The organism is Agreia pratensis, assembly GCF_900177685.1.
In the GTDB taxonomy this organism is placed as follows: Bacteria; Actinomycetota; Actinomycetes; order Actinomycetales; family Microbacteriaceae; genus Agreia; species Agreia pratensis.
Window position 1 is genome coordinate 49,391 of record NZ_FXAY01000001.1, and the last position, 23,775, is coordinate 73,165.

15 protein-coding genes and 1 pseudogene are annotated in these 23,775 nt (G+C 65.8%); 4 read left to right on the forward strand and 12 right to left on the reverse strand.

What is annotated here, in order from left to right:
• Nucleotides 1–40 precede the first annotated feature (40 nt).
• The 5 genes from ligA to B9Y86_RS00285 all read right to left on the reverse strand — a co-directional run bounded on the left by ligA (nucleotide 41) and on the right by B9Y86_RS00285 (nucleotide 6,081).
• Nucleotides 41–2,359 carry an NAD-dependent DNA ligase LigA gene (ligA, locus tag B9Y86_RS00265; protein ID WP_085481860.1) on the reverse strand — a complete coding sequence of 773 codons (2,319 nt, stop codon included), beginning with the start codon at nucleotides 2,357–2,359 and terminating at the stop codon, nucleotides 41–43.
• On the reverse strand, nucleotides 2,359–3,531 hold the full coding sequence (gene mnmA, locus B9Y86_RS00270) for a tRNA 2-thiouridine(34) synthase MnmA (RefSeq protein WP_176223209.1): 1,173 nt from the start codon (nucleotides 3,529–3,531) through the stop codon (nucleotides 2,359–2,361). The genes ligA and mnmA overlap by 1 nt, the downstream gene beginning before the upstream one ends.
• A gap of 46 nt (nucleotides 3,532–3,577) precedes the next feature.
• Nucleotides 3,578–3,961, reverse strand: a complete 384-nt coding sequence (trxA, locus tag B9Y86_RS00275; RefSeq protein ID WP_085481864.1) for a thioredoxin — start codon at nucleotides 3,959–3,961, stop codon at nucleotides 3,578–3,580.
• Nucleotides 3,962–4,093: 132 nt separating this feature from the next.
• Entirely contained in the window at nucleotides 4,094–5,593 is a 1,500-nt protein-coding gene (locus tag B9Y86_RS00280; protein ID WP_085481866.1) for a catalase, read from the reverse strand.
• Between the two features lie 53 nt (nucleotides 5,594–5,646).
• The gene (locus B9Y86_RS00285; RefSeq protein WP_085481868.1) at nucleotides 5,647–6,081 is read right to left on the reverse strand and encodes a Fur family transcriptional regulator; all 435 of its coding nucleotides are present in this window, start codon (nucleotides 6,079–6,081) and stop codon (nucleotides 5,647–5,649) included.
• 124 nt (nucleotides 6,082–6,205) lie between these two features.
• Between B9Y86_RS00285 and B9Y86_RS00290 the strand changes: the two genes are divergently transcribed.
• A complete protein-coding gene (locus tag B9Y86_RS00290) occupies nucleotides 6,206–7,183 on the forward strand; it encodes an endonuclease/exonuclease/phosphatase family protein (RefSeq protein WP_085481870.1) in 978 nt (325 codons plus the stop codon).
• Here the strand turns inward: B9Y86_RS00290 and B9Y86_RS00295 are convergent.
• Nucleotides 7,180–8,376: a cysteine desulfurase family protein gene (locus tag B9Y86_RS00295; protein WP_085481872.1), complete on the reverse strand. Its 1,197-nt coding sequence runs from the start codon at nucleotides 8,374–8,376 to the stop codon at nucleotides 7,180–7,182. The genes B9Y86_RS00290 and B9Y86_RS00295 overlap by 4 nt on opposite strands.
• Nucleotides 8,377–8,429: 53 nt before the next feature.
• On the opposite strand from B9Y86_RS00295, the gene glgX reads away from it, so the two are divergent.
• Nucleotides 8,430–10,478, forward strand: coding sequence for a glycogen debranching protein GlgX (gene glgX / locus B9Y86_RS00300; protein WP_085481874.1), 2,049 nt, complete (start codon nucleotides 8,430–8,432; stop codon nucleotides 10,476–10,478).
• A 112-nt stretch (nucleotides 10,479–10,590) separates the two neighbouring features.
• On the opposite strand, the gene B9Y86_RS00305 is transcribed toward glgX, so the two are convergent.
• The 3 genes and pseudogenes from B9Y86_RS00305 to glgP all read right to left on the reverse strand — a co-directional run bounded on the left by B9Y86_RS00305 (nucleotide 10,591) and on the right by glgP (nucleotide 14,298).
• Nucleotides 10,591–11,316 carry an endonuclease domain-containing protein gene (locus B9Y86_RS00305; protein WP_244894566.1) on the reverse strand — a complete coding sequence of 242 codons (726 nt, stop codon included), beginning with the start codon at nucleotides 11,314–11,316 and terminating at the stop codon, nucleotides 10,591–10,593.
• 45 nt (nucleotides 11,317–11,361) lie between these two features.
• Nucleotides 11,362–11,529 (reverse strand): annotated as a pseudogene (locus tag B9Y86_RS17880) (type IV toxin-antitoxin system AbiEi family antitoxin domain-containing protein); the annotation flags it as partial.
• A gap of 201 nt (nucleotides 11,530–11,730) precedes the next feature.
• Complete coding sequence (glgP, locus tag B9Y86_RS00310; protein WP_085483615.1) at nucleotides 11,731–14,298, reverse strand: alpha-glucan family phosphorylase; 2,568 nt, start codon at nucleotides 14,296–14,298, stop codon at nucleotides 11,731–11,733.
• 171 nt (nucleotides 14,299–14,469) lie between these two features.
• Between glgP and B9Y86_RS00315 the strand changes: the two genes are divergently transcribed.
• Together B9Y86_RS00315 and glgB are read left to right on the forward strand one after the other, a co-directional pair.
• The gene (locus tag B9Y86_RS00315) at nucleotides 14,470–16,551 is read left to right on the forward strand and encodes a maltotransferase domain-containing protein (protein WP_085481878.1); all 2,082 of its coding nucleotides are present in this window, start codon (nucleotides 14,470–14,472) and stop codon (nucleotides 16,549–16,551) included.
• A complete protein-coding gene (gene glgB / locus B9Y86_RS00320) occupies nucleotides 16,551–18,764 on the forward strand; it encodes a 1,4-alpha-glucan branching protein GlgB (RefSeq protein WP_085481880.1) in 2,214 nt (737 codons plus the stop codon). Before B9Y86_RS00315 ends, glgB begins: the two co-directional genes overlap by 1 nt.
• Before the next feature lie 110 nt (nucleotides 18,765–18,874).
• On the opposite strand, the gene B9Y86_RS00325 is transcribed toward glgB, so the two are convergent.
• From B9Y86_RS00325 to B9Y86_RS00335, 3 genes are all read right to left on the reverse strand, one after another.
• On the reverse strand, nucleotides 18,875–19,837 hold the full coding sequence (locus B9Y86_RS00325; RefSeq protein ID WP_085481882.1) for a tetratricopeptide repeat protein: 963 nt from the start codon (nucleotides 19,835–19,837) through the stop codon (nucleotides 18,875–18,877).
• A complete protein-coding gene (locus B9Y86_RS00330; RefSeq protein ID WP_085481884.1) occupies nucleotides 19,834–21,666 on the reverse strand; it encodes a DUF8094 domain-containing protein in 1,833 nt (610 codons plus the stop codon). The genes B9Y86_RS00325 and B9Y86_RS00330 overlap by 4 nt, the downstream gene beginning before the upstream one ends.
• Before the next feature lie 89 nt (nucleotides 21,667–21,755).
• Nucleotides 21,756–23,720: an ArnT family glycosyltransferase gene (locus tag B9Y86_RS00335; protein ID WP_139824663.1), complete on the reverse strand. Its 1,965-nt coding sequence runs from the start codon at nucleotides 23,718–23,720 to the stop codon at nucleotides 21,756–21,758.
• Nucleotides 23,721–23,775 lie beyond the last annotated feature (55 nt).

Genomic DNA, 23,775 nt, shown 5'->3' on the forward strand with positions numbered 1-23,775 from the left:
GCGCTGGTCGAGTAGGCCGCCCGCGGCCGTATCGAGACCACTACTGCTCGGACCCCTCGTCTTCTTCTGCTTCGGGGGCCGGGCCCAACGCATCCGGCCCCTCGGTGACGAGGATCGCGAACTGCTCGGCGTCGATGATGCGCAGGCCGAGGGCCTCGGCTTTCGTGAGCTTGGAACCCGCGCCCGGGCCAGCGGCCACGAAGTCGGTCTTCTTGCTCACGCTCGACGCGGCCTTGCCTCCCGCATTCATGATCGCTTCGAGTGCGCCCTCGCGGCTGAACCCTTCGAGCGAGCCGGTTGCGACGACGGTGACGCCCGAGAGCACTCCGCCCTCGATGACGGCTGCGCCGGGCCCCGGATGCCCGGGGGTCGCGAACTGCACGCCGGCCGCGGCCCAGGCTTCGACGATGTCGACGTGCCAGTCGACGGCGAACCAGTCGATCAGGGCGTCGGCGATGATCGGTCCGACGCCGTCGACCGCCGCAAGTTCGTCTCGGCTTGCGGCGCGGATGGCGTCGAGCGAGCCGAAGTAGTCGGCGAGGGCGCGCGCGGCGACCGGCCCGACATGGCGAATCGACAGCGACACGAGGATGCGCCACAGCGGCTTGGTCTTGGCCTTCTCGATCTCGGCCAGGAGTTTCACCGCGTTGGTCGAGGGAACCGAGAACTCGTCGCCTACGAACTCGACGGCCTCCGGGTCGAAGGCTCCGTCGCGCTTCTGACGCTTGCGTTGGAACGGCATGACCCGCTTCGGCTCGCCGTCGTCGGTGAGCTTGACCATGCCCGTCTCGTTGTCGCGCACGACGACGGTGATCGGGAAGATGTCTTGCATGCGCAGAGCGAAGAGACCCGCCTCGGTCTCGAGCGGAGGCTCGGCCGGTTCGAGCGGCTGGGTGAGCGCCGCCGCGGAGACTTCGCCCAATACCTCGATGTCGAGGCCGCCTCGCGAGCCGACGTGTTCGACGCGCCCGCGAACCTGTGCGGGGCAGCTGCGAGCGTTCGGGCAGCGGAGATCTTTGTCGCCCTCTTTCGCCGGGGCGAGTCGGGTGCCGCACTCCGGGCAGTTCTCGGGCATCACGAACGCGCGCTCGTCACCGGTGCGCAGCTCGACGACCGGCCCGAGCACCTCGGGAATCACGTCGCCTGCCTTGCGCAAAACGACGATGTCGCCGATGAGCACGCCCTTGGCTTTGACCACGTCTTGGTTGTGCAGGGTGGCCTGGCGAACCTCGGAGCCGGCGACCTCGACCTTCTCCATGACAGCGAACGGAGTGGCCCTGCCCGTGCGACCGACGCTCACGACGATGTCGAGGAGCCGGGTGTTGACCTCTTCGGGCGGATATTTGTAAGCGGTAGCCCAGCGCGGCGCGCGGCTCGTGGCGCCGAGCTCGTCGTGCAGGGCGAGATTGTCGACCTTGATCACGATTCCGTCGATCTGGTGCTCGACGCTGGCGCGATGGATTCCGTTGTAACGGACGAACTCGACCACATCGTCGATGTCGTCGAAGACCTTGAAGTGGGTGGAGATGGGCAGGCCCCACTCGGCAAGCAGGCCGTAGACCTCGCTCTGCGCGGCGACCGGCGGGTTCGGCCAGGCGCCGATGCCGTGCACGAGCATGCGCAGGCGCGACAGGCGGTTCTCGACGAGGGCCAGCTGCTTGGCGTTCTTGCCCTCGGTCTTCTGCCGCAGCGACCCCGCGGCCGCGTTGCGAGGATTGGCGAAGACCCGCTCCCCCGCGGCCTCCTGCAGAGCGTTCAGCTCGTCGAACGACGCGACGGGAAAGAAGATCTCACCTCGCACCTCGACGATGCTCGGATGCCCCGTTCCTTTGAGGCGAGCGGGGATCTGCTTGATCTGCAGCACGTTGTCGGTGACATCTTCACCGACCACGCCATCGCCGCGTGTGGCGGCGGTGACGAGTACGCCATTCTCGTAGCGGAGGTTGATGGCGAGGCCGTCGATCTTGAGCTCGGAGAGGTATCGCACGGCACTGCGGCCCGCATCGCGCTCGATCTTGGCAGCCCATTCGCGCAGTTCTTCTTCGCTGAAGACGTTGTCGAGACTGAGCATGCGCTCTGCGTGAGTGACGGGGGTGAACATCGTGGTCTCGGCTCGACCGCCGACCGTCTGGGTGGGACTGTCGGCGCTCTGAAGCTCGGGATGAGCGCGTTCGATCGCGTCGAGTCGGCGCACGAGCGCATCGTATTCGGCGTCGGATGCTGTGGATGCGTTCTTCTCGTAGTACTGATCGCGCAGCTCGAGAATGCGCGATGTGAGCTGCTGGGCCTCGACCTTGGCGTCGGCCAGGTCGGGCGTGACCTCGTCGGGCAAGATCTCGTCGGGCAGAATCTCGGACATCAGGCCACGGCCGAGGTGGAGTCGGAAACCGCCGGAACCGCGCTCACCGTGCGGTCGATCGTGCACTGACCGAGAACGCGCGTGCCAATGTAGACCACGGCGGTCTGGCCTGGCGCGACACCGTTGAGCGGCGAGTGCGGCGTGATCACGAGCTCGTGATCGGATGCCGGCCGCTGGCCTTCGACGGGAACGGGAACGTCGAGAGGGCGTACGATAGCGGTCGCCGCGACGGGGTCTGCGTGCGCCCTGATCTGCACCTCGCACTCGAAGGCGACCTCGGGATGCTCGGGGGCGAGTCCGGCCCAGGTGAACCGAGCACCGGCGATCTCGGAGATGTCGAGCGCCTCCTTCGGGCCGACGACCACCTGATTGCTGATGGGCCGCACTTCGAGAACGAAGCGTGGCTTGCCATCGGGCGCGGGCATGCCGAGGTGCAAGCCTCGGCGCTGGCCCACGGTGAACGAATGCGCACCGTCGTGGCTGCCCACGACGCTGCCGTCGCGCTCGATGACCTGGCCCTTCTCGGCGCCGACGCGCTCGGCAAGCCAGCCCTTCGTATCGCCGTCGGGGATGAAACAGATGTCGTGGCTGTCGCGCTTCTTGGCGACAGAGAAGCCACGCTCAGCGGCTTCGGCACGAACCTCGGCTTTGGACGGCGTTGCTCCGAGCGGGAACATGCTGTGCTTCAGCTGCTCACTGGTGAGTACACCCAGAACGTAGCTCTGGTCTTTGGCCCAGGTCGCCGCACGATGCAGTTCGCGGTTGCCCTCGGAATCGGTGACGATATTGGCGTAGTGGCCCGTCGCAACGGCGTCGAAGCCGAGATCGACGGCCTTCTCGAGGAGAGCGGCGAACTTGATGCGCTCGTTACAGCGCATGCACGGATTCGGAGTGCGCCCGGCCGTGTACTCGGCGACGAAGTCATCGACGACGTCGGCTTTGAATCGCTCCGAGAAATCCCACACGTAATAGGGGATGCCGATCTTGTTTGCGACGCGCTGCGCATCCATCGAGTCTTCGATGGTGCAGCAGCCGCGCGCACCCGTGCGGAGAGTGCCGGGCATTCGGGACAGGGCGAGATGCACCCCGACCACGTCGTGCCCGGCCTCGACTGCCCGCGCTGCGGCCACTGCGGAGTCGACCCCGCCACTCATTGCTGCTAAAACCTTCACGCAACGAGCTTACGTGAGGGGTACGACAGCGGGGCCGGGGTGGTGCTTACTCGGCCGGTGTCGTAGCCGCGGCGTCAGCCTCGGCCTGGGCCTTCATCGCGGCCTCGACGTCGAGCGCCTTGAGCTGAGCGACGAGGTCGGCCAGTGCGGGCGCAGGAAGCGACCCGGCCTGACGAAACACGGGAACGCCGTTCTTGAATGCCATGAGCGTCGGGATCGAGGTGATCTGCGCGGCGGCTGCGAGCTGCTGCTGGTCTTCGGTGTCGATCTTGCCGTAGACGACATCGGCGTTGTCGTCGCTGGACTTCTCGAAGACGGGGGCGAACTGCTTACAGGGTCCGCACCAGTCGGCCCAGAAGTCGAGAAGAACGATCTCGTTCTCGGTGATGGTCTTGTCGAGGGAATCGGCGGTGACGGTAACGGTAGGCAAAACGGGCCTCCTCGTGAAGCGTGTCGGTTGATGGTCGTGCGGTTCGCGAAACGCTACCCGCACGACCCGTACAACGAAACGGGGTTGCGCTTCATTCCCCGGCCCGCCTCTGGGCGGGCCGGGGAACGTGCACTACGAGCGGATGCCGACCGTCTCGGGATCTTCGTTCGAGCCCGGCGCGCTCGGCTCCAGCGCCGCGGCGACCCGCGCACCGAGCGTCGCGTCGACGTTCGTCCAGTACTGCAGTACCCGAACGAGCAGCTCGGGGTCGGTCACCTTCGAGACGTGACCGGCGATGTTTCCGACGAGGCGATCGCGCTGTGCGTCATCCATAACGTCGCGAACGAGGGTGCCGGCCTGACCGAAGTCATCATCGTCTGCATGCAGCGTCGCCGCCGCACGCACCATTTCTCCGTCGGACTCCCACCCGGCCTCAGCACCCGCACGGGCAGGGTCTGCGTGGGGGCCACCGTGCGAGTTCGGCGCGTAGACGGGGGTCTCCTCCGAGTTGAAGCCGTGGCGCATCGCGCCATCCTTCGAGTAGGAGTTGACCGGAGCGGTAGCCGCGTTCACCGGCAGCTGCGCATGGTTGGTTCCCACACGGTAGCGGTGCGCGTCGGCGTAGCTGAAGATGCGAGCAAGCAGCATCTTGTCGGGGCTGGCGGCGATTCCGGGAACGAAGTTCGACGGGGCGAACGTGGCCTGCTCGATCTGCGCGAAGTAGTTCTCCGGGTTGCGGGTCAGCGTCATGGTGCCGACCTCGTGCAGCGGATAGTCCTCGTGCGGCCAGACCTTCGTGAGGTCGAACGGGTTGAAGCGGTAGGTCGCCGCGTCTGCATAGGGCATGATCTGCACGCTCAGGGTCCAGCTCGGGTAGTCGCCGCGCTTGATGGCCTCGGAGAGGTCGCGGATGTGGAAGTCGGCGTCTTCTCCGGCGATACGGTCGGCGTCGGTCTGGCTCAGGATCTCGATGCCCTGATGGGTCTTGAAGTGGTACTTGACCCAGAAGCGCTCGCCCTGTGCGTTGATCCACTGGTAGGTGTGCGAGCCGAAGCCGTCCATGTTGCGCCATGAGGCGGGCAGACCGCGGTCGCCCATGAGCCAGGTCACCTGGTGCGCCGTCTCGGGAGACAGGGTCCAGAAGTCCCACTGCATGTTGTGATCGCGCAGGTGGGTGCCGGGCAGGCGCTTCTGCGAGTGGATGAAGTCGGGGAACTTGATGCCGTCGCGAATGAAGAACACGGGGGTGTTGTTTCCGACGAGGTCGTAGTTGCCCTCATCGGTGTAGAACTTCAGCGCGAAACCGCGCGGGTCGCGCCATGTGTCGGGGCTCCCCTGCTCGCCGGCCACGGTCGAGAACCGGGCAAGCATGTCGACGGATGCGCCGGGCTGGAAGAGGCTGGCGCGTGTGTAGGCGCTCACATCGTGGGTGGTGACGAACGTTCCGAACGCGCCGCCGCCCTTCGCGTGCACGATGCGCTCCGGCACCTTCTCGCGGTTGAACTGGGCCAGCTTCTCGACCAGGTAGTGGTCGTGGAGTGTGATGGGACCGTCGGCTCCGACGGTCTGCGAGTGCTCGTCGCTGACGACGGGCGCACCCGATTCGGTCGTGGTGAAAGCATCGGTGGACATGGTTCTCCTTTGTAGAGGATCGGTCGACAGGACGAGAATACGGTCTGGCACTGTTAGCCAGTCTGGCAATTTGGACAGAGACCCCAGAAGTTCACTTCGGCGCTCTGTACCTGAAAGCCCGACGCCGACGACGGAACGAGGCACGGGCTGTGCCCGACCGCGCAGTCGACGTCTTCGACAGCTCCGCAGGCGGAACAGACGATGTGGTGGTGGTTGTCGTCGACGCGCCGCTCGTACAGGGCCGGCGAATGAGCCGGTTCGATGCGCCGCAGAAGACCCGCCTGAGAAAATGCCGCCAGAACTCCGTGCACGGCCTGCACGCTGGTTCCAGGCAACGAGGTTCGTATCGATTGGAAGATCCGCTCCGCATCGATGTGCGGCTCGCGTTCGATCACGTCGAGCACCGCCACGCGCGGTTCGGTCACCTTGAGGCCAACCGAGCGGATGCTGTCGGCCAGGGCCGCGGCATCCGTCACGTCTGTCGTCATGCACCCACCCTAGTCGTATTTTGAATGACTCAAAACATGAGGATTCGTGCGGCGACGAAACTCCGGGCGCGGCGGCTGCTCTACCTGAGTATTTCCCCAGTCTGCTGCGGCAGACTGAAGCACGATGTCTCTTCTTCATGAGACGCCCCGTGCGTCCACGTCTGCGACGCATCGACCATCTGCCGGTCGACGCGCCCTCAACGCCGTCGTCGTGGCCGCATCCCTCGTGCTCGCCGCCGTCATCGTGCTGCACAATCTCGTGCCCGATGTGGGAGGCCTCGGCCTCGTGATCGACTCCGCTGCTCCCTGGCTCGGGCTCGGCATTCCGATCCTCTTCGTTCTCGCCGCCTTCGCTCGTCGCGGTCGTCCGTGGGTGGCAGCTCTCGTGCCTCTCGTGGCCTGGGTGCTGATGTTCGGCGCCTCGATCGTTCCGCTGAAGTGGACCGCGCCTCCCGCGAGTGCGTCGACGCTCACGGTCGCGAGTCAGAATGTCGAAGCGAGTTCAGGCACGGGTGCCGCGTCGGCCACCGATCTCGTCGCAACCGGGGCCGAGGTGGTCGCCATTCAGGAGATGGACGACGCGTCGCGCGCAGAGATCTCCTCGGTCCTCGATGGAGCCTACGAGTACTCCTACCAGGTGGGCACGGTCGGTCTCTGGAGCAGTTATCCGATTCTGAACGCGCAGCCTTGGGATCTGGGGCTGGGGTGGCAGCGGGCGCTCGCAGCCGATCTCGAGACGCCAGACGGTCTCGTGAGCATCTATGTGATCCATGCGGCGTCGGCCCGCCTGGGCGATCACGGCGATCGCGACGAGATGCTCAAGAATCTCTCCGATGTGCTTCCGAACGACGAGAACGATCGCGTCATCGCGGTCGGCGACTTCAACGCCGCCTCCACAGACAGGGCGTTCAAGCCGATCCTGTCGCAGCTGTCGGAGCCGAATCAGAGCGACGGTCTCTTCGGGTTCACCTGGCCGTCCTCGCCCTTCGCTGTCACGCGACTCGACCATTTTCTGCAGCGCGGCATGGATGTCACGAGCAACACCGTCATCCCGGCTGGCGGCAGCGACCACCTGGCGATCGTGGCCACGGTCAACCTCTAGCGTGCGTGTCCCAGCGGCACGACGCGGTCGCTGAGCCCGGCCTTCGACGCCTGCGCGAAGGCTCCCGGAAGCGCAGTGACGAGCGCATCGACGTCGGCAGCGGTCGTTCCGTGCCCGAGCGTGATGCGCAGCGCTCCCCTCGCATCGGCCTCGCTCAGGCCCATGGCCGTGAGCACGTGCGACGCCTCGGGAACGCCCGCCTGACAGGCTGATCCCGTCGACACGGAGAGTCCGGCCACGTCGAGCACGAAGAGAAGCGAGTCTCCCTCGCAGCCGGGGAAGGTGAAGTGGGCGTTGCCCGGGAGCCGGCCCGCGGCATCCGGATCGCCCTGCAGCACGGCCTCGGGCACGGCCCGCCGCACGTTCTCGACGAGCCGGTCACGAAGAACCCGAAGCTCGGCCGCGTGGGCGTCGACCTCAGCGGATGCGCGGAGCGCGGCGACGCCGAACGAGACAGCGCCGGCGACGTCCTGTGTTCCGCTGCGGCCGCGCTGCTGACTGCCACCGTGGAACAGGGGCACCACCTCGGCGGAGCGAGACAGCAGAAGCGCGCCCACCCCGACCGGGCCACCGATCTTGTGTGCCGAGATACTCATCGCAGCGGCGCCCGAGGCGTGGAAATCGAGTGGCAGATATCCGAATGCGGAGATGGCGTCGACGTGCGTCGGAATTCCGAACTCCGCCGCGATCGCTGTGAGCTCAGCCACCGGCTGAATCGTACCGACCTCGTTGTTCGCCCAGAGAACGGAGACGAGGGCGATGCTTTCGGGATCGCGTTCGATCGCCTCACGCAGCGTGTTCGGGTGCAGCCGGCCGAGCGAATCGATCGGCAGCCACTCGAGCTCGGCCCCGTCATGGCTCTCGAGCCACTCGACGGCATCGATCGTCGCGTGGTGCTCGCCGCCGGGAACGAGGATGCGACGCCGCGGCTTTTCTTCTTGCCTCTTCCAGAACAGACCCTTGATTCCGAGGTTCACGGCCTCCGTGCCACCCGATGTGAACACGACCTCGACCGAATCGGCCGAGACGCTGCCGGCGACATTCTCGCGGGCTTCTTCGAGCATCCGCTTGGCCTGCTGCCCCTGGCTGTGGATCGACGCGGGGTTGCCGACGACGCCGAGCGCCTCGATGTATGCGTCCCTCGCATCGGGAAGCATCGGCGTGGTGGCCGCATGGTCGAGGTAGACGGGCACGACGACCCTTTCCGTGATCTGTTCGAAACGTATGAATCACTACTCTAAGACGCATGACTGCCGCCGATCCCCTCGCCAACATGGGCGTTCGCCGCACCGCCCACGGAGGCGAGATCCGCGTCTGGTCGGAGCATGCCGAAAAGGTCGAGCTCTGCCTGTTCGACGACAAGGACGCGAACTGGATCTACAAGACCGTCGAGCTGGCGCGAGATCGACACGGCGTATGGTTCGGCCGCACGAGGGAACTCGTCCCGGGTCGCCGCTACAACCTCCGCGTCTACGGGCCTCAGGGGCCGATGCACCGCTTCGACCCCTCGCGGCTTCTCCTCGACCCCTATGGCAAGGGTATCCAGCGGCTGAGTTCGGGATCGCAGCGCTCAGTCGTCGTCGATGGGTCGTTCGATTGGGCCGGAGTCACGAAACCCAACACGCCGCTCGACCACACGGTCATCTACGAGGCACATCTCAAAGGGCTCTCCGAGCTCAACCCGCGTATCCCCGAGGAGCTGCGGGGAACCTACGCCGGCCTCGCGCACGAGACGACGATCGGGTATCTGAAGAATCTCGGGGTCACGGCTGTGCAGCTGCTACCCGTGCAGTCGTTCGTCTCGGAGCAGCGGCTCATCAAGCAGGGTCTGCGCAATTACTGGGGATACAACACGCTTGGATTCTTCAGCCCTCACGCGCTGTACGCCTCGAAGGCCGCCCAGGCGCAGGGTCCTGGGGCGAATCTGCGCGAGTTCAAGGGCATGGTCAAGCTTCTGCACGAAGCCGGCATCGAGGTTCTGCTCGATGTCGTCTACAACCACACGGCTGAGGAGGGCCCCGAGGGTCCGACGACGAGCTTCCGCGGTATCGACAACGCGGGCTACTACCGGCAGACGTCCAGCGGCACCTACATCGACGTGACCGGATGCGGCAACAGCATCAACACCGCCACTCCGGCGGTCTCACGCATGATCCTCGACTCCCTGCGGTTCTGGGCGAATGAGGTGCAGGTCGACGGGTTCCGATTCGATCTCGCCGCCACCCTGGGGCGCAACGCCGACCACTACTACGACCCGCAGCATCCACTTCTCACCCAGATCGTCTCCGATCCGCTTCTCCAGAACGTCAAGATGATCGCTGAGCCGTGGGATGTCGGCATGGGCGGATGGCAGACCGGCAATTTTCCCGATGGCTGGTCGGAGTGGAACGACCGCTACCGCGACCGGATGCGCAAGTTCTGGCTGCGTGACATCCGATCGATCCGCGAGCATGGAGACCCGGGTGACGGGGTGGGCATGCTCGCGACACGCCTCGCGGGATCGTCGAACACGTTCGCGCAGCACCGTGGTCCTCTGTCGTCGATCAACTTCGTCACGGCGCATGACGGCTTTACGATGGCCGACCTCACCGCATACGACTCGAAGCACAACGTGGGCAACGGCGAGTCCAATCGCGACGGCACCGACAACAACATGTCGTTCAACCACGGCGTCGAGGGCCCCACATCGTCGCGGCCGATCGAGGCGTCGCGCCGCCAGGCGATGCGCAATCTGATGGGCACTCTGCTGCTATCGGCCGGTGTTCCTCTCATCACTGCCGGCGACGAATTCGGTCGCAGCCAGAAGGGCAACAACAACGCCTACTGCCACGACAGCGAACTCACCTGGTTGAGCTGGGACAGGCGGCGCTGGCAGAAAGACCACTGGAAGACGACGCAGCACCTCTTGAAGCTGAGGCGTGAGAACCCTGCGCTGCGCCCGGTCAGATTCGGTATCTTCGGCGAGACCACCCCGAGCGCCAGCCAGATGGATTGGTACGACGTGCACGGCTCGTCGATGTCGGTCTACGACTGGAACTCGGCCGAGAATCGCACTCTGCAGTACATGGCGGCGTCGACGCCCGAGCACGAGGAGTTCAACCGCATCCTCCTGGTGATCCACGGCGTCGAGGCTCCGGTCACGGTGACCCTGCCCGTGCATCTGGGCGTGACGTCATACACCGAGCTGTGGGATTCGGGCAACGACTCCCCGAACCCGGAAGAGGGGCCGACCTACGAGCCGGGCACCGTCATCGAGATGGCGCCGTCGTCGCTGCGGCTGTTCCGCGCGAACTGACTGCTGAAACACGCCTCCACTAATTCCCCGCCCTCCCGTGCGCGGATGAGGAACCATCCTCGACGCGCCGCGTGCACCCGACGAGCACGTTCGGCGGGTCGTAGGAATTTCCTCATCGGCGAAAGGGCGGAAGGGGTGAAAGCCCCGCGCGAACTGCTCGTTCTCGTCGCAGAACGATGATGATCGTCGAAAGAACCGTCGCCCAGTCGAACAAAACCATCGCATAGGTGAAATGCAGCACGCGGTAGCCGAGGGCATTCAAGAATGCGTCGCGCTTCCGGTCAGCAACAAATACCTCGTGCCCTGAGTGGAACTCCGAGCCGTCAACCTCGACGACGATGACCCCGTCGATCACGAAATCGACCCGCAGCCCCTCAGCCACGACAACCTGAACCTCGAAGGGCAGGCCCGCGGCGAGAAACCCCAACCGTGCAGCCGATTCGACTCCGCTCTCCGCTCGACCGTCCACCAGATCGATGATCGAGCGGTGGACAGCAGGAACCGACCCACGCAACTCTCCCAAGTCGCGGTCTGACAGCATGCCGCGGTGCAATGCGGAGTCGAGCGTCGCGACGACGCCTCGACGGGACTGGCACGAAACCAGATGCCGGAGATAGGCAACTCGCGAAAGCTCGTACCCTCCAGAGGTCGACCACGCCTGATCATCCCAATGGAGAACAACATCGTCACGTTCATCGTGTGCCCGATAACGCGTCTCGTCCGTCCTGCTTCGAAAGGCGGACCCGTTGCCCCTCACACACACATGGAGTTTCTCCTCGTCGAGCACCCACAGCCCATCGACTACAGCGGCCGAGACGCAGGTGAGAACCCCGCCCACCCGCACGGCCTCGATTACCCGACGGTCGACATCCGGAAGGCAATACCAGCCGACTCGTGGCCGGATCAGCATGCCGAGCTGCACCATGCGGGCGATAGACATGCCGGAGACGCCACACCGCTCGAGATCTCGGCGCCGTGCGACACCGCCGTGTGTCAGAAGAAATCCGTATGCATCGCCGTTCATGCCGGCCAGCATTCCCTGAAGAGGCATGACTCGGCGGGCGGATCACCTCATCGGCAACGAAAACGGAACACTAAGGCCCTGGGGAGGACAGGTTCCCGCGAAGAGGCGACCCCTCGCGGATGAGGAAAAACGCGTGACACTCCGCTCTGAAGCGAGCATGACTCGGCGCGTCGGCAGCGTTTCCTCATCCGCGAAGGGGTGTGCGGAAGGTGGCCGAGTGTGTGTGTGTCAGTGGGCGGTCGCGATGAGGCCTAACTCGGCCGGCGACGCCAGGTGGGCGTGCTTCGGCACCACGCGCACCGTGTAGCCGAACGCGCCGGCTCTCGACAGGGCCAGGGTTCCCTCGAAGAGCACCACTCCGGCGCTGTCTGCAGCTGACGCGGTCGACGGCGACAGAGCGAACGTGGCCACGTCGCGCAGCTCGTCGCCCGTTCCGGCTTGACCGTAGACGACCTCGACCGACACATCTGCGGGGCTGATGCCATCGAGCTGCACCTGGGCACGGAGGTGCAGTGAGTCACCCACCTGCGGAGTGTCGTCGAGGCCGCCGGACTCGACGTGCACGACCTGCACGGCGGGCCAGTGCGCCGTCATACGCTCCTTGAACGCCGACAGTTCGCGCGCCGCCTCGTGGTCTCTCGCCGACATGATCCGCTCGGCTGAGGCCGCCTTCGTATAGAGGCGCTCGGTGTACTCGCGCACCATGCGCTCGGCCGAGAGTCTGGGCGAGAGGGTCGAGAGCGTGTGCCGCACCGATGCCATCCACCGCTCAGGGATTCCATCGGCGTTGCGGTCGTAGAACCTGGTCGCCACCTGGTGCTCGAGCAGATCGTAGAGGGCACCCGCTTCGATGGCGTCCCGCTCCTCCGGGGTACTCGCGCCGTCGGCGGTGGGAATAGCCCAGCCGTTCTCGCCGTCGTAGTACTCGTTCCACCAGCCGTCGAGGATCGACAGGTTGAGTCCGCCGTTGAGCGCAGCCTTCATGCCGGATGTTCCGCACGCCTCGAGCGGGCGCAGCGGGTTGTTGAGCCACACGTCGGTGCCGGGGTAGAGCAGCTGAGCCATGCCGATGTCGTAGTTCGGAAGGAACACGATGCGGTGGCGCACCTCGGGGTCGGAGGCGAATTGCACGAGACGCTGAATAAGACGCTTGCCCTCTTCGTCGGCCGGATGCGATTTGCCCGCGATCACCAGCTGGATGGGGCGCTGCGGGTTGAGCAGGATCGACTTCAGCCGCGCGGGGTCGTGCAGCATCAGGGTGAGGCGCTTATATGTCGGTACCCGGCGCGCGAAACCGATGGTGAGCACCGCCGGGTCGAGCAGCGTCTGGTACCAGGCCGGCGGGATCGAACCCGGGTTCTGCAGGGAGAAGGCCTCTGTCACGCGGCGACGGGCGTCGTGCACGAGTTGGCGGCGCATGTCGCCGCGCACGGCCCACAGGTCGCTGTCGCTGACGTCCGAGCTGTTCCAGTCGGCATTCGTGGTGTCGGAGGTGCCGAGCTTCGAGCTCGCCAGCTCCTGCAGCAGTGGGTCGGTCCACGTCGCGGCGTGCACACCGTTGGTCACCGAGGTGATGGGAACGTCATCGACGTCGAAGCCCTTCCAGAGTCCCTGGAACATGCCGCGGCTCACGGCACCGTGCAGCTCGGAGACCCCATTCGCCCGCTGTGCGAGGCGCAGGCCCATGACGGCCATGTTGAAGACGTCTGGCGAGCCGCCCTCGTAGTCCTCGGCTCCCAGATGCAGGATGTCGTCGACCTCGAGGCCGGGCAGCAGGTCGCCGCCGAAATACCGCTCGACCAGCGAGCGTTCGAAGCGGTCGATACCCGCAGGAACAGGGGTGTGGGTGGTGAAGACCGTGCCCGCGCGCACCACCTGCAGCGCGGCATCGAAGGTGAGGCCGTCTCCGATGAGGCGGGAGATGCGCTCGAGGCCCTGGAATCCGGCGTGACCCTCGTTGGCGTGGAAGACCTCGGGCTCCGGCACATCACGCAGTTCCGCAGCGAGCTTGAGCGCCCGCACTCCCCCGATACCGAGAAGCAGTTCCTGCAGCAGGCGGTGCTCGCCCCCTCCGCCGTACAGACGGTCGGTGATGCCGCGCAGATCTTCTGCGTTCTCGGGGATGTCGGTGTCGAGCAGCAGAAGCCTTATGCGACCCACCTGCGCCTGCCAGACCCGGGCGAAGAGTGCACGGCCATCGGGAAGAGCCAGGGCGATGTGGGCAGCGGAGCCGTCGGCGAGGCGCAGAACGGTGAGCGGAAGCCCGTCGGGGTCGAGCACCGGGTAGCTTTCTTGCTGCCAGCCATCGCGAGAGATGGCCTGGCTGAAGTAGCCGGCGCGATAGAAGAGGCCGACGCCGGTGAGGGGCAGGCCGAGGTCGCTCGCCGCCTTCAGGTGGTCGCCGGCGAGAATACCGAGACCTCCCGAGTACTGGGGAAGGGCGGCGGCGATGCCGAACTCAGCCGAGAAGTAGGCGATACCCGTGGGCTTCTCACCCTCGAGCTGCTGATACCAGCGCGGCTCGGCAAGATAGCGGTTGAGGTCGTCTCGAAGACTGTTCGCCCACGCGACGAATCCCTCGTCGTGCGACAGCTCGTCGAGACGCTCCGGGCTGACCGCGCCGAGCAGCGCGATCGGGTCGCCTCCGGTCAGCTGCCAGTCATCCGGCGAGATGCGCGCGAAGAGCGCCCGGGTGGGCTCGTGCCACGACCAACGAAGATTGGATGCCAGTTCACCGACTGCTCGCAGACGCTCCGGCAGCACGGATCGAACGGTGAATCTTCTGATCGCCTTCACGAAAAATTCTCCATATCGGCGCGCCACCACCACTCGTCTCGCACCCCGCGGTGGACACCGTGGGCCAGGCGCTGCCCAGCCTAGGACAGCGGCGCACAGGCCGCATAAACGACCGGGAACCGTTTCCATAATCCCCCGCGAACGTTTCGCCTTTCTTGGTACGGTCGAACCGTGGCAAAGACGCAAGCACCCAAGCAGCCGACCCTCTCCGACTCCGGACTCGGGCGCATCCCGATCCTCGACATCTTCCCCAGCGTTCCCGGCCAACGATGGCTTCCCAAGGCCTTCGCCGGCGAGGTCGTGCCCTTCGGCGCGGTGGTGTTCCGCGAGGGGCACGATGCTGTCGGCGCCCGTCTCGAGGTGGCCGGCCCATCCGGCCAGCGCGGCGAACGCCTCCTCACTCCGCTCGAACCCGGCACCGACCGCTACGGCGCCCTCGAGCAGCTGGGCGAAGAAGGCCCCTGGCGGTTCCGCATCCGCGCGTACGCCGACGACTTCGCTACCTGGCAGCACACCGCATCGATCAAGCTTCCTGCGGGTCTCGACGTCGACGTGACCTTGGCGATCGGGCGCGAGCTGTTCGAGGCGGGCCGGGTCGACCAGGCCCGCTCCGACGCTCAGCGCGTGCTCTTCGGCAAGGTCGCCAACACCCTCGGCGATGCGACGATCGATCCGGTCGAGCGCCTCGCCGTGGCCACGAGCCCCGCGGTTCTCGACGCCATTGCCGACCGCCCATTCGAAAGCCTCACCACCTACTCGGAGTGGAGGGAGATCACCGTCGAGCGCGAGCGCGCCGGATCGGGATCGTGGTACGAGTTCTTCCCCCGCTCCATCGGGGCGAAGAAAAACGCTGACGGCAGCTGGACCAGCGGCACGTTCCGCACGGCGGCGAAGCGCCTGCCCGAGGTCGCCGCCATGGGCTTCGACGTTCTGTACATGCCGCCCATCCACCCGATCGGCCGCTCGTTCCGCAAAGGCCCCAACAACTCGTTGGATGCCGGTCCGCACGACCCCGGGTCGCCCTGGGCCATCGGCGGCCCGGCCGGCGGACACGACGCCATCCACCCCGATCTCGGAACGGTCGCCGATTTCAGCTTCTTCCTGAAGCAGGCGGCGAAAGCCGGGCTCGAGGTCGCTCTCGACTTCGCCCTCCAGGCGTCGCCCGACCACCCCTGGGTCACCGAGCATCCGGAGTGGTTCACGACGCTGCCCGATGGATCGATCGCCTACGCCGAGAACCCGCCGAAGAAGTACCAGGACATCTACCCGATCAACTTCGACAACGATCCGAAGGGCATCCGGCGCGAGACCCTGCGACTGCTGCGCTACTGGATCAAACTCGGTGTGCGCATCTTCCGCGTCGACAACCCCCACACGAAGCCGCTCGACTTCTGGGAGTACGTGATCCACACCATCAATGCGGAGCACCCCGAGGTCGTCTTCCTCGCCGAGGCATTCACGCGCCCGGCGATCATGCAGGGACTGGCGAAGGTCGGTTACCAGCAGTCGTACACCTACTTCACGTGGCGCAACACGAAGGAAGAGCTCGAGGAATTCCTTCAGGGCCTGTCGCACGAGACGGCTGCCTTCTTCCGGCCGAATCTCTGGGTCAACACTCCCGACATCCTCACGCAGTATCTGCAGTTCGGGGGGCGAGCGGCCTACAAGATCCGCGCCGCCATCGCCGCGACCGCGGCGCCCACCTGGGCTGTGTATTCGGGCTACGAGCTCATTGAGAACGTGGCACGCCCCGGTGCCGAAGAGAACATCGACAACGAGAAGTACGAGTACCGCCCCCGCGATTTCGCGCTGGCGGAGCAGACCGGGCAATCGATCGCGCCGTACATAACGAGGCTCAACGAGATCCGCCGAGACCACCCGGCGCTGCGCCAGCTTCGCAACCTCGATCTGCACTGGAGCGACGACGACGCGATCCTCGTGTACTCCAAGTACATCGCCGCCGAGTTCAGCGGCACAGGCACGCCCGACGCCGTCATCGTCGTAGCGAACGTCGACCCCCATTCGGCTCGCGAGACCAGCGTGCACTTCGACGTCTCGACATTCGGTCTCGCCGGGGCCGAGCAGTTCAGGGTCACCGACCTCATCACGGGCGCATCGTGGATCTGGGGCGTCAGCCACAACTTCGTGCGCCTCGATGCATTCACAGAACCCGTACACATTCTGCACGTGGAGCCGGTCGATGGGACCTGGCCCGAAACGCACCCCAACGGTGCAGACAAGGCGGCTCACTGATGTCCACCCTCGACGGAGCATCCGTGCTCTCCATTCCCGACGTTCCCGTCGACGTGCTCGACAAGGTCGCGGCCGGCTCGTACTACAACCCACACAGCGTGCTCGGCCAGCACCCGATCGAGGGCGCTGGGGCAGACGGAGTCACTGTCATCCGTGCGCTGAGGCCCCTCGCCAAATCGGTTGTCGCGGTGCTGGCATCCGGCGCACGCACCGAGCTCACCCACCTGCGCGGTGGAATCTGGCAGGGCTACACACTGACCGGCCTCAGCGACTACACGATCGAGGCCCGCTACGACGACGACACCGTCTGGGCCAGCGACGACCCCTATCGCTTCTCCCCCACGCTCGGCGACGTCGACATCCACCTCCTCGGCGAGGGCCGACACGAACGCCTCTGGGATGTACTGGGCTCGCACTACCGCTCGTGGCACGGCGTCGCCGAGCAGGTCGCGGGCACCTCGTTCGCCGTCTGGGCGCCGCACGCTCAGGCCGTGCGCGTGATCGGCGACTTCAACTCGTGGGACGGCCTGAAGCACTCTTTGCGAAGCCTCGGCAGTTCGGGTGTCTGGGAGCTGTTCGTACCCGGACTCGAGCCCGGCAGCAACTACAAGTTCGAGATCCTGGCGCAGTCCGGCCAGTGGGTCCGGCGCGCCGACCCGATGGCCCGCTACACCGAGATCCCGCCGCTGACCGCGTCGGTCATCGGCCAGTCGGCCCACACCTGGGGCGACGACGAATGGATGTCGCGGCGCGCGTCGAGCGACCCGCATTCCGGTCCCATGAGCGTCTACGAGATGCACGTCGGATCCTGGCGCCCGGGACTCTCGTACAGGGAGCTCGCCGATCAGCTCATCGACTACGTGCAGGAGCTCGGCTTCACCCATGTGGAGTTCATGCCGCTGGCCGAGCACCCGTTCGGCGGGTCATGGGGATACCAGGTCACGTCGTACTACGCGCCCACCTCGCGATTCGGCCATCCCGACGATCTTCGATATCTCATCGACCGACTGCACCAGGCCGGCATCGGTGTGCTCGTCGACTGGGTTCCCGGGCACTTTCCCAAAGACGAGTTCGCTCTCGCCAACTTCGACGGCCAGCCGCTGTACGAGCATCCAGACCCGCGCCGCGGCGAGCAGCCCGACTGGGGCACGCTGGTGTTCAACTTCGGCGACTCGCAGGTGCGCAACTTCTTGGTGGCGAATGCGCTCTACTGGCTCGAGCAGTTCCACGTCGACGGCCTGCGGGTCGACGCTGTGGCGAGCATGCTCTATCTCGACTACTCCCGCAAAGAGGGCGAGTGGCTGCCCAACCAATACGGCGGGCGCGAGAACCTCGAGGCGATCAGTTTCTTGCAGGAGGCCACGGCGACGGCGTACAAGCTGTACCCGGGCATCATCATGATCGCCGAGGAGTCGACGAGCTGGCCCGGTGTCACGCACGCCACGAACCAGGGCGGGCTCGGCTTCGGGCTCAAATGGAACATGGGCTGGATGCACGACTCCCTGCAGTACATGGAGACCGATCCGCTCTACCGCTCGTACCACCACGGCGAGATCACCTTCTCGTTCGTCTACGCGTTCAGCGAGAACTTCATCCTGCCGATCAGCCACGACGAGGTCGTGCACGGCAAGGGCTCGCTTCTGCACAAGATGCCCGGCGACCACTGGCAGAAGCTCGCGAACCTGCGCGCGTACCTCGCATTCATGTGGGCGCACCCCGGCAAGCAGCTGCTGTTCATGGGCCAGGAATTCGGCCAGCCATCGGAGTGGTCGGAAGAGCGCGGACTCGACTGGTGGATCCTCGACCAGCCGGTGCACCGCGCACTGCTCGGACTCGTCTCGCAGCTCAACCGCGTCTACACAGACAACCCCGCGCTCTGGCAGCGCGATCACGATGCGTCGGGCTTCGAGTTCATCGACGGCGGATCGTCGAATCAGAACCTCGTATCGTTCCTGCGCTGGGACGACGACGGCAATCCGATCGCTGTGCTCATGAACTTCTCGGGCGCTCCGGTCGGCCCTTACCGGGTCGGTCTGCCCTTCGCCGGCACCTGGGATGAGCTGATCAACACCGACGCCGTGGAGTTCGGAGGATCGGGCGTGGGCAACTTCGGTTCCGTCGAGGCGGAAGAGGTGCCCTGGTCGGGACGTCAGGCCTCAGTCGAACTCACGCTGCCGCCACTGGCGGCGCTGTACCTCAAGCCGCGCAAGTAGGCGTTACTGCGCCGATCGAGTAGTCCGCGAGGAACGAGCTGACGTATCGAGATCACGCACCGTGGTCTCGATACGTCCGCAAGCGGCCTACTCGACCGGCGTCGTCGCGCTCAGTAGAGCAGGCCCGTGAGGCGGGCGCGCGCCTTGACGACGCGTGGGTCATCGATTCCGACGACCTCGAACAAATCGATGAGGCGTGCCCGCACGGTGTTCTTGCCGTCTTGGTCGAGCGTCGGAAAGAGCGTCAGTAGACGATCGAACGCGTCCTCGACGTGGCCGCCCGACAGGTCGAGGTCGGCTACCAGGAGCTGAGGCTCGAGCTCGCTCGGCCGCGCGGCGGCATCGTTGCGGATCTCGGCCTGCGTCTTGTCTTTCAAACGCGCCAACAGGCTCACCTGGGCGAGGCCCGCGACCGCGAGGCTGTCGCGGGGGTCCTGCTTGATCGCCGTCTCGTATTCGCGAATCGCCTCGTCGAAGTCACCGCGAGCGATGGCGTCGTAGGCCTCAGCGTGGTGTGGCGGCAGCGGCGCTTCGACGGGTTCCGACGGCTCTGTTTCGGGTGCACCGTCGACAACGGCGGTTCCAGTGACCCCCTGCTGGGCGGCCAGTTCGAGCACCTGTTCGATGACGTCGCGCACCTGCTCCACGGGGTGGACACCGGCGAAGAGGCCGATCGGTCGACCGCCGACAACGGCCGCGACCGTGGGAAGGGTCTGTGCCTGGAATGCCTGCGACAGCTGCGGGTTGGCATCGGCCTCGACCGTGACGAGAACGAATCGTCCGGCGTACTCGGTCGTGAGCGCGCGCAGGATCGTATCGAGCTGGGTGCTCGGCTCGTTGTAGGAAGCGCCCACGACGACGACGACGGGAACCGTGTTCGACAGGTCGATGAACGCGCTGAAGGCCGCGTCAGTTCCCTCGATCACGAGACTGGGCAGCGGCACAGGTGCACCCGCTGCCGCCGGCGCAGCACCTGGCTGAGCAGCGGCGGCCCCGGGCGCCGGTCGATTGACGAGCGAAGACAGATCGACGGCGCCGCGAAGGCTGGCGGCGGAAGGAGGGACAGAACTCATGGAAGCTCCTTGGCTTGAACGAGGCCCTGGGTGAATCCGAGCAGAGTCGGTTTGCCCGTCTCACCCGCGGACGGGATGTAGAACAACAGCTGGTAATCGTAGGTCGACTCGACGCCCTTGCCAGTGGCCGACAGCCCGGACAGTGCCTTGACGGCACCCTCCGGGGTGATGGTCGCACCCGTCTGCGTGGGCTTGACGACCTCGGACTCGCGGAGGTTGAACGAGAGGATCGCGCCAGAGTCGTTCGTGGCGAGGGCGATGCCATCGGAGATCGCGGGGACTTTCGAGAATTCGATCGTCGCTGTGCCTGTCTCTTCGATCTTCGCCTTTTTCGAGGCCTTGTAGTCCGAGCCGACACTCGTGAGCAGGGTGTCGCCATCGGTATCGATCTGACCGAACGACGGGCTCGCGGAGCCCTGCGCGAGGATATCGGCATAGGCCGCCTCGACGGCATCGGGGGTCATCGCCAGGAGCTTCGAATCGGGAGCAAGCCGTGAGGCACCGACGCTCGCAGCCGAGACCGGCGGAAGCGTGGTGTCGGGTTCAAGAGAGATCGCGTATTCGACCTTGTAGTTGGCCCGCGCCGACTCTTGTACGAGCGTGACGGCGAGGGGGGCGACCGTCTTGTCTTCGTTCTCGATGATGGTGAACACCGTCTTCGGCCAGACCGTCGTCGCCTGAGGCAAGATCACCGATGCGGTTCCCGACGGGATGGCCGCCGGGAGCACGTAGTCCGGCAACGCAGCGTGAATCGCATACGACGCCTTGCGCAACTCGAGCGCCGGACCCGTGAATCGCGCGTCGAGGGCGTTGCTGTCGAACGCCGCATTGGCTGCGCCCTCGACGGCGATGACGCGCTCGATGATCGTCTGCACCTGTTTCTCCGTCACCGCCGGAACCACGGCCTCTGACGCTGGAGCCGTGCTCGTGGGTGTCGGGGTCGGAGTCTGCATATCCGACGGCTTGGTCGTCGAATCCGAGTCCGGCTCGACGGTCGACGTGGGACGAGGCGTGGGCGTGACCGTGCTGGCCGATGCTGCCAGGGGCGCGCCTGCGCCCAGGGCCGCGACAAGTACGACCGGCAGCACAGCCGTCATCGAGCGGGTGATGGCCTTGCGCCGTTTCGACATTCCAGACTCGATCGCATTGGTTCGGGCCGGTGAGAACCGGCGACGGGGTGTGCCGGCGGGCGGCTTGCGTCGCGGCCCCTGCTGTCGCCGCATGTGCCACAGCCCCCAGAGCAGAAGAGCCAGACCGATGAGCAGCACGAAGGCTCCCGAGAGAAGAAGTGGCACAGCCCACGGGGTGGAGTTGTCGATCGGCCAGGCCACGGTGATGTCTGCCGGAGCCGGATCGGTTCCGTTGGACGCGATGATGGCCGAGTATCCCGCGGGCACGTTGATCGTGCGGGTAAGCGACTTTTCGCCGGTGTACTGCTCGAGCCAGAGGTCGCTCCCTGCCGGATTCGCGGAGCCGCTGGCGACGTTCTTGGCACCGGCCGGGTCTGCCGGGACGACCGCCTCGGTCAGCTTCGTGGATCCAGCATCCACGGCGAGCTGCGAGTAGCTCGAGCCGTTCAACCATGCCTTCACATCGGCATCACGGCCGTAAGCGACGAAGACGGTGGAATCGCCGGTGAGCGACACCGTCTGCGAACCCGGGTTCGCGCGGAGCGTGTCGGAGTCGAGCAGCACGTAGGCCTCATCGGTCGCACGTGAGGTCTCAGCGCTCACACTTCCCGGCGGCAGGAGGAAGGTGCGTTGGGCAACACCGACACCGATGAGGGCCGTCGCAACGACGAAGGCGATGATCGCGAATACAAAGCGCAAAGATTACTCCAGACAAAGACATTAAAAGATAGCCGATGAAGCCTGGCGCTGCACTCAGACTACGCCCAGCGCGCTTTCGACGTCGGTTCTCAGCTGCAGTTCCAGAGCACGAAAGAGCCGGATTTCTGACCCACCACCGCGATGCCGGTACTGAAAGTTCCGAGCCGAGTGCACGATGAGTTCCGCACGGTCTCCTCGACCGGGTCGGTAGCCGGCGCTTCCTCCTTCACAACGAAGAGATGCTCGGTGCCCGAGGTGATCATGTCCTCGAGTCGCTCCTTCGTGAACACGGGCACCGTTCCCGAATAGCCGCCATCGGTCAGCACGCTGTCTCCGGTCGCATCGATCACCTGAGCGGCGAGCGCCCACGAGTCCGTGACGAAATCCGGTCGACCGTTCAGCCCGCCGCCCGCCGCGTGCGCCGCCGTCACGAGCGCACCCACCTTCGGCGAGAGTGTCACCAACCCTCCCCACAGTTGGGGCGGGGAAGGGCGAAATGATGCCGGAGTCGCCTCGGTTCTGACCGGCTTGATTCCCACGTACGCGTCTCCCCCGGTGCCGTTTCTGGAGGGGTCGAGAACCTGCAACGAGAAGGCAGCCGGGCCGCTCAGGATCAGGGCGGCGACCAAAAGAGGCACCGCGCTCGCCGCGAGACGATTGCGTCGCGGCACCGCAGCAGAGGGGCGCGACGACGTGCGCCATACGGTTGCCGCGAGCGCAACGCAACATGCACCACAGACGCCCACCATGGGCACGGCGAGGACCGCGGGGAGAGCACCCTCGACGGTGAGCAAGACCGACCACCCGGCTTGCACCACCAGAACCAGGCAGACCGCGAGACGTGTTCTGCGTCTCGGGGCGCGCAGCAGCCGATGCGCCTGCTTCCACCCGACCGCGGCCAGCAAAGCCAGCTGTGTGCCGATGGCCGCGACATATGCCGTGTGCGGGGTGTGGGCCACCGAGAGAACGACCGCGGCGGTGACCAGCCAGACTGTCACGACCCCCAGCATCGCGAAAGACGCCGACGGAGTGCCGGCGCGACGCGGCCACCAGTGGATCACCCCGAAGACGATCGCAGCAATCGCAATGGGGTACAGCCAGCCCACCTGCGTGACGTACAGCGGGTCGATCAGCTTCGTCAGAGACGCACCGGCAGACGACAGGTCAGAGGGCGCCGCGAAGAAGACGGGTGCCGACATGCCGTGCACACCGGAACCTCCCACCGCGCCCGGGACCGCGTGCGGCAGCAATCGGTCCACGCCGTTGTAGCCGAAGACCATGGCGAAGGCATTGTTGCTCGTGGAACCGTCGATGTACGGCCGGTCTACCGAAGGAGTGAGCTGCAGGATGAGCACCCACACGAGCGAGGCCGCGACGGCGGTCGCCGACACGACAGCGGATCTGTAGAGACGCCGCGGCCAGCTGCCCTTCGTCGACAGGAGACAGCCGACGACGAAGGCGGGCAGGATGAACCACGCCTGCATCATCTTGGCCTGAAACCCCACGCCCACGAAGAGCGCCGCGATCAGCAGAGGCCACCACCGTGCAGTCAGCAGAGCACGATGAAAGAACAGGAGGGCCACGGTGAGGGCCATCGTGACGAGGCCGTCCTCCATCGGATGCGCGAACATCGACACGAAGATCGGGGTGGTTGCGGCCGCGGCTGCGGCCACGAGCCCCGCACCGGGGCCCGCCCAGCGCAGGCCGATCAGGGAGCAGCACCACACGGTGACCAGCCCTTCGAGAACCTGCGGCAGGGCGAGCGCCGAGGTCGACATTCCGAACAGCCGGATGCTCAGCGCCTGCGGCACCGCGAATCCGCTGAGCTTGTCGAGGGTCACAGTGGATGCGGGGTCGAACGCGCCGTAGAGCATCGCGTGCCACGATTCAGACATCGATCGCGCAGACGCCTCGTAGAACGACGCATCGCCGCCTTTTGCCAGGTTCCACGCCATAAGGCACGCAGAGACGACCACGATGACCACGAGTCCGATTCGGTAACGCCGTGGCTGGTACCGCCATCGAGGCAGGATGTCAGAATCGGATGAGTGCACGAGCTACAGAGTGGGGCCGGTCGATGAGCGTAGGCTCCGGACTCGCTGTGGCGTG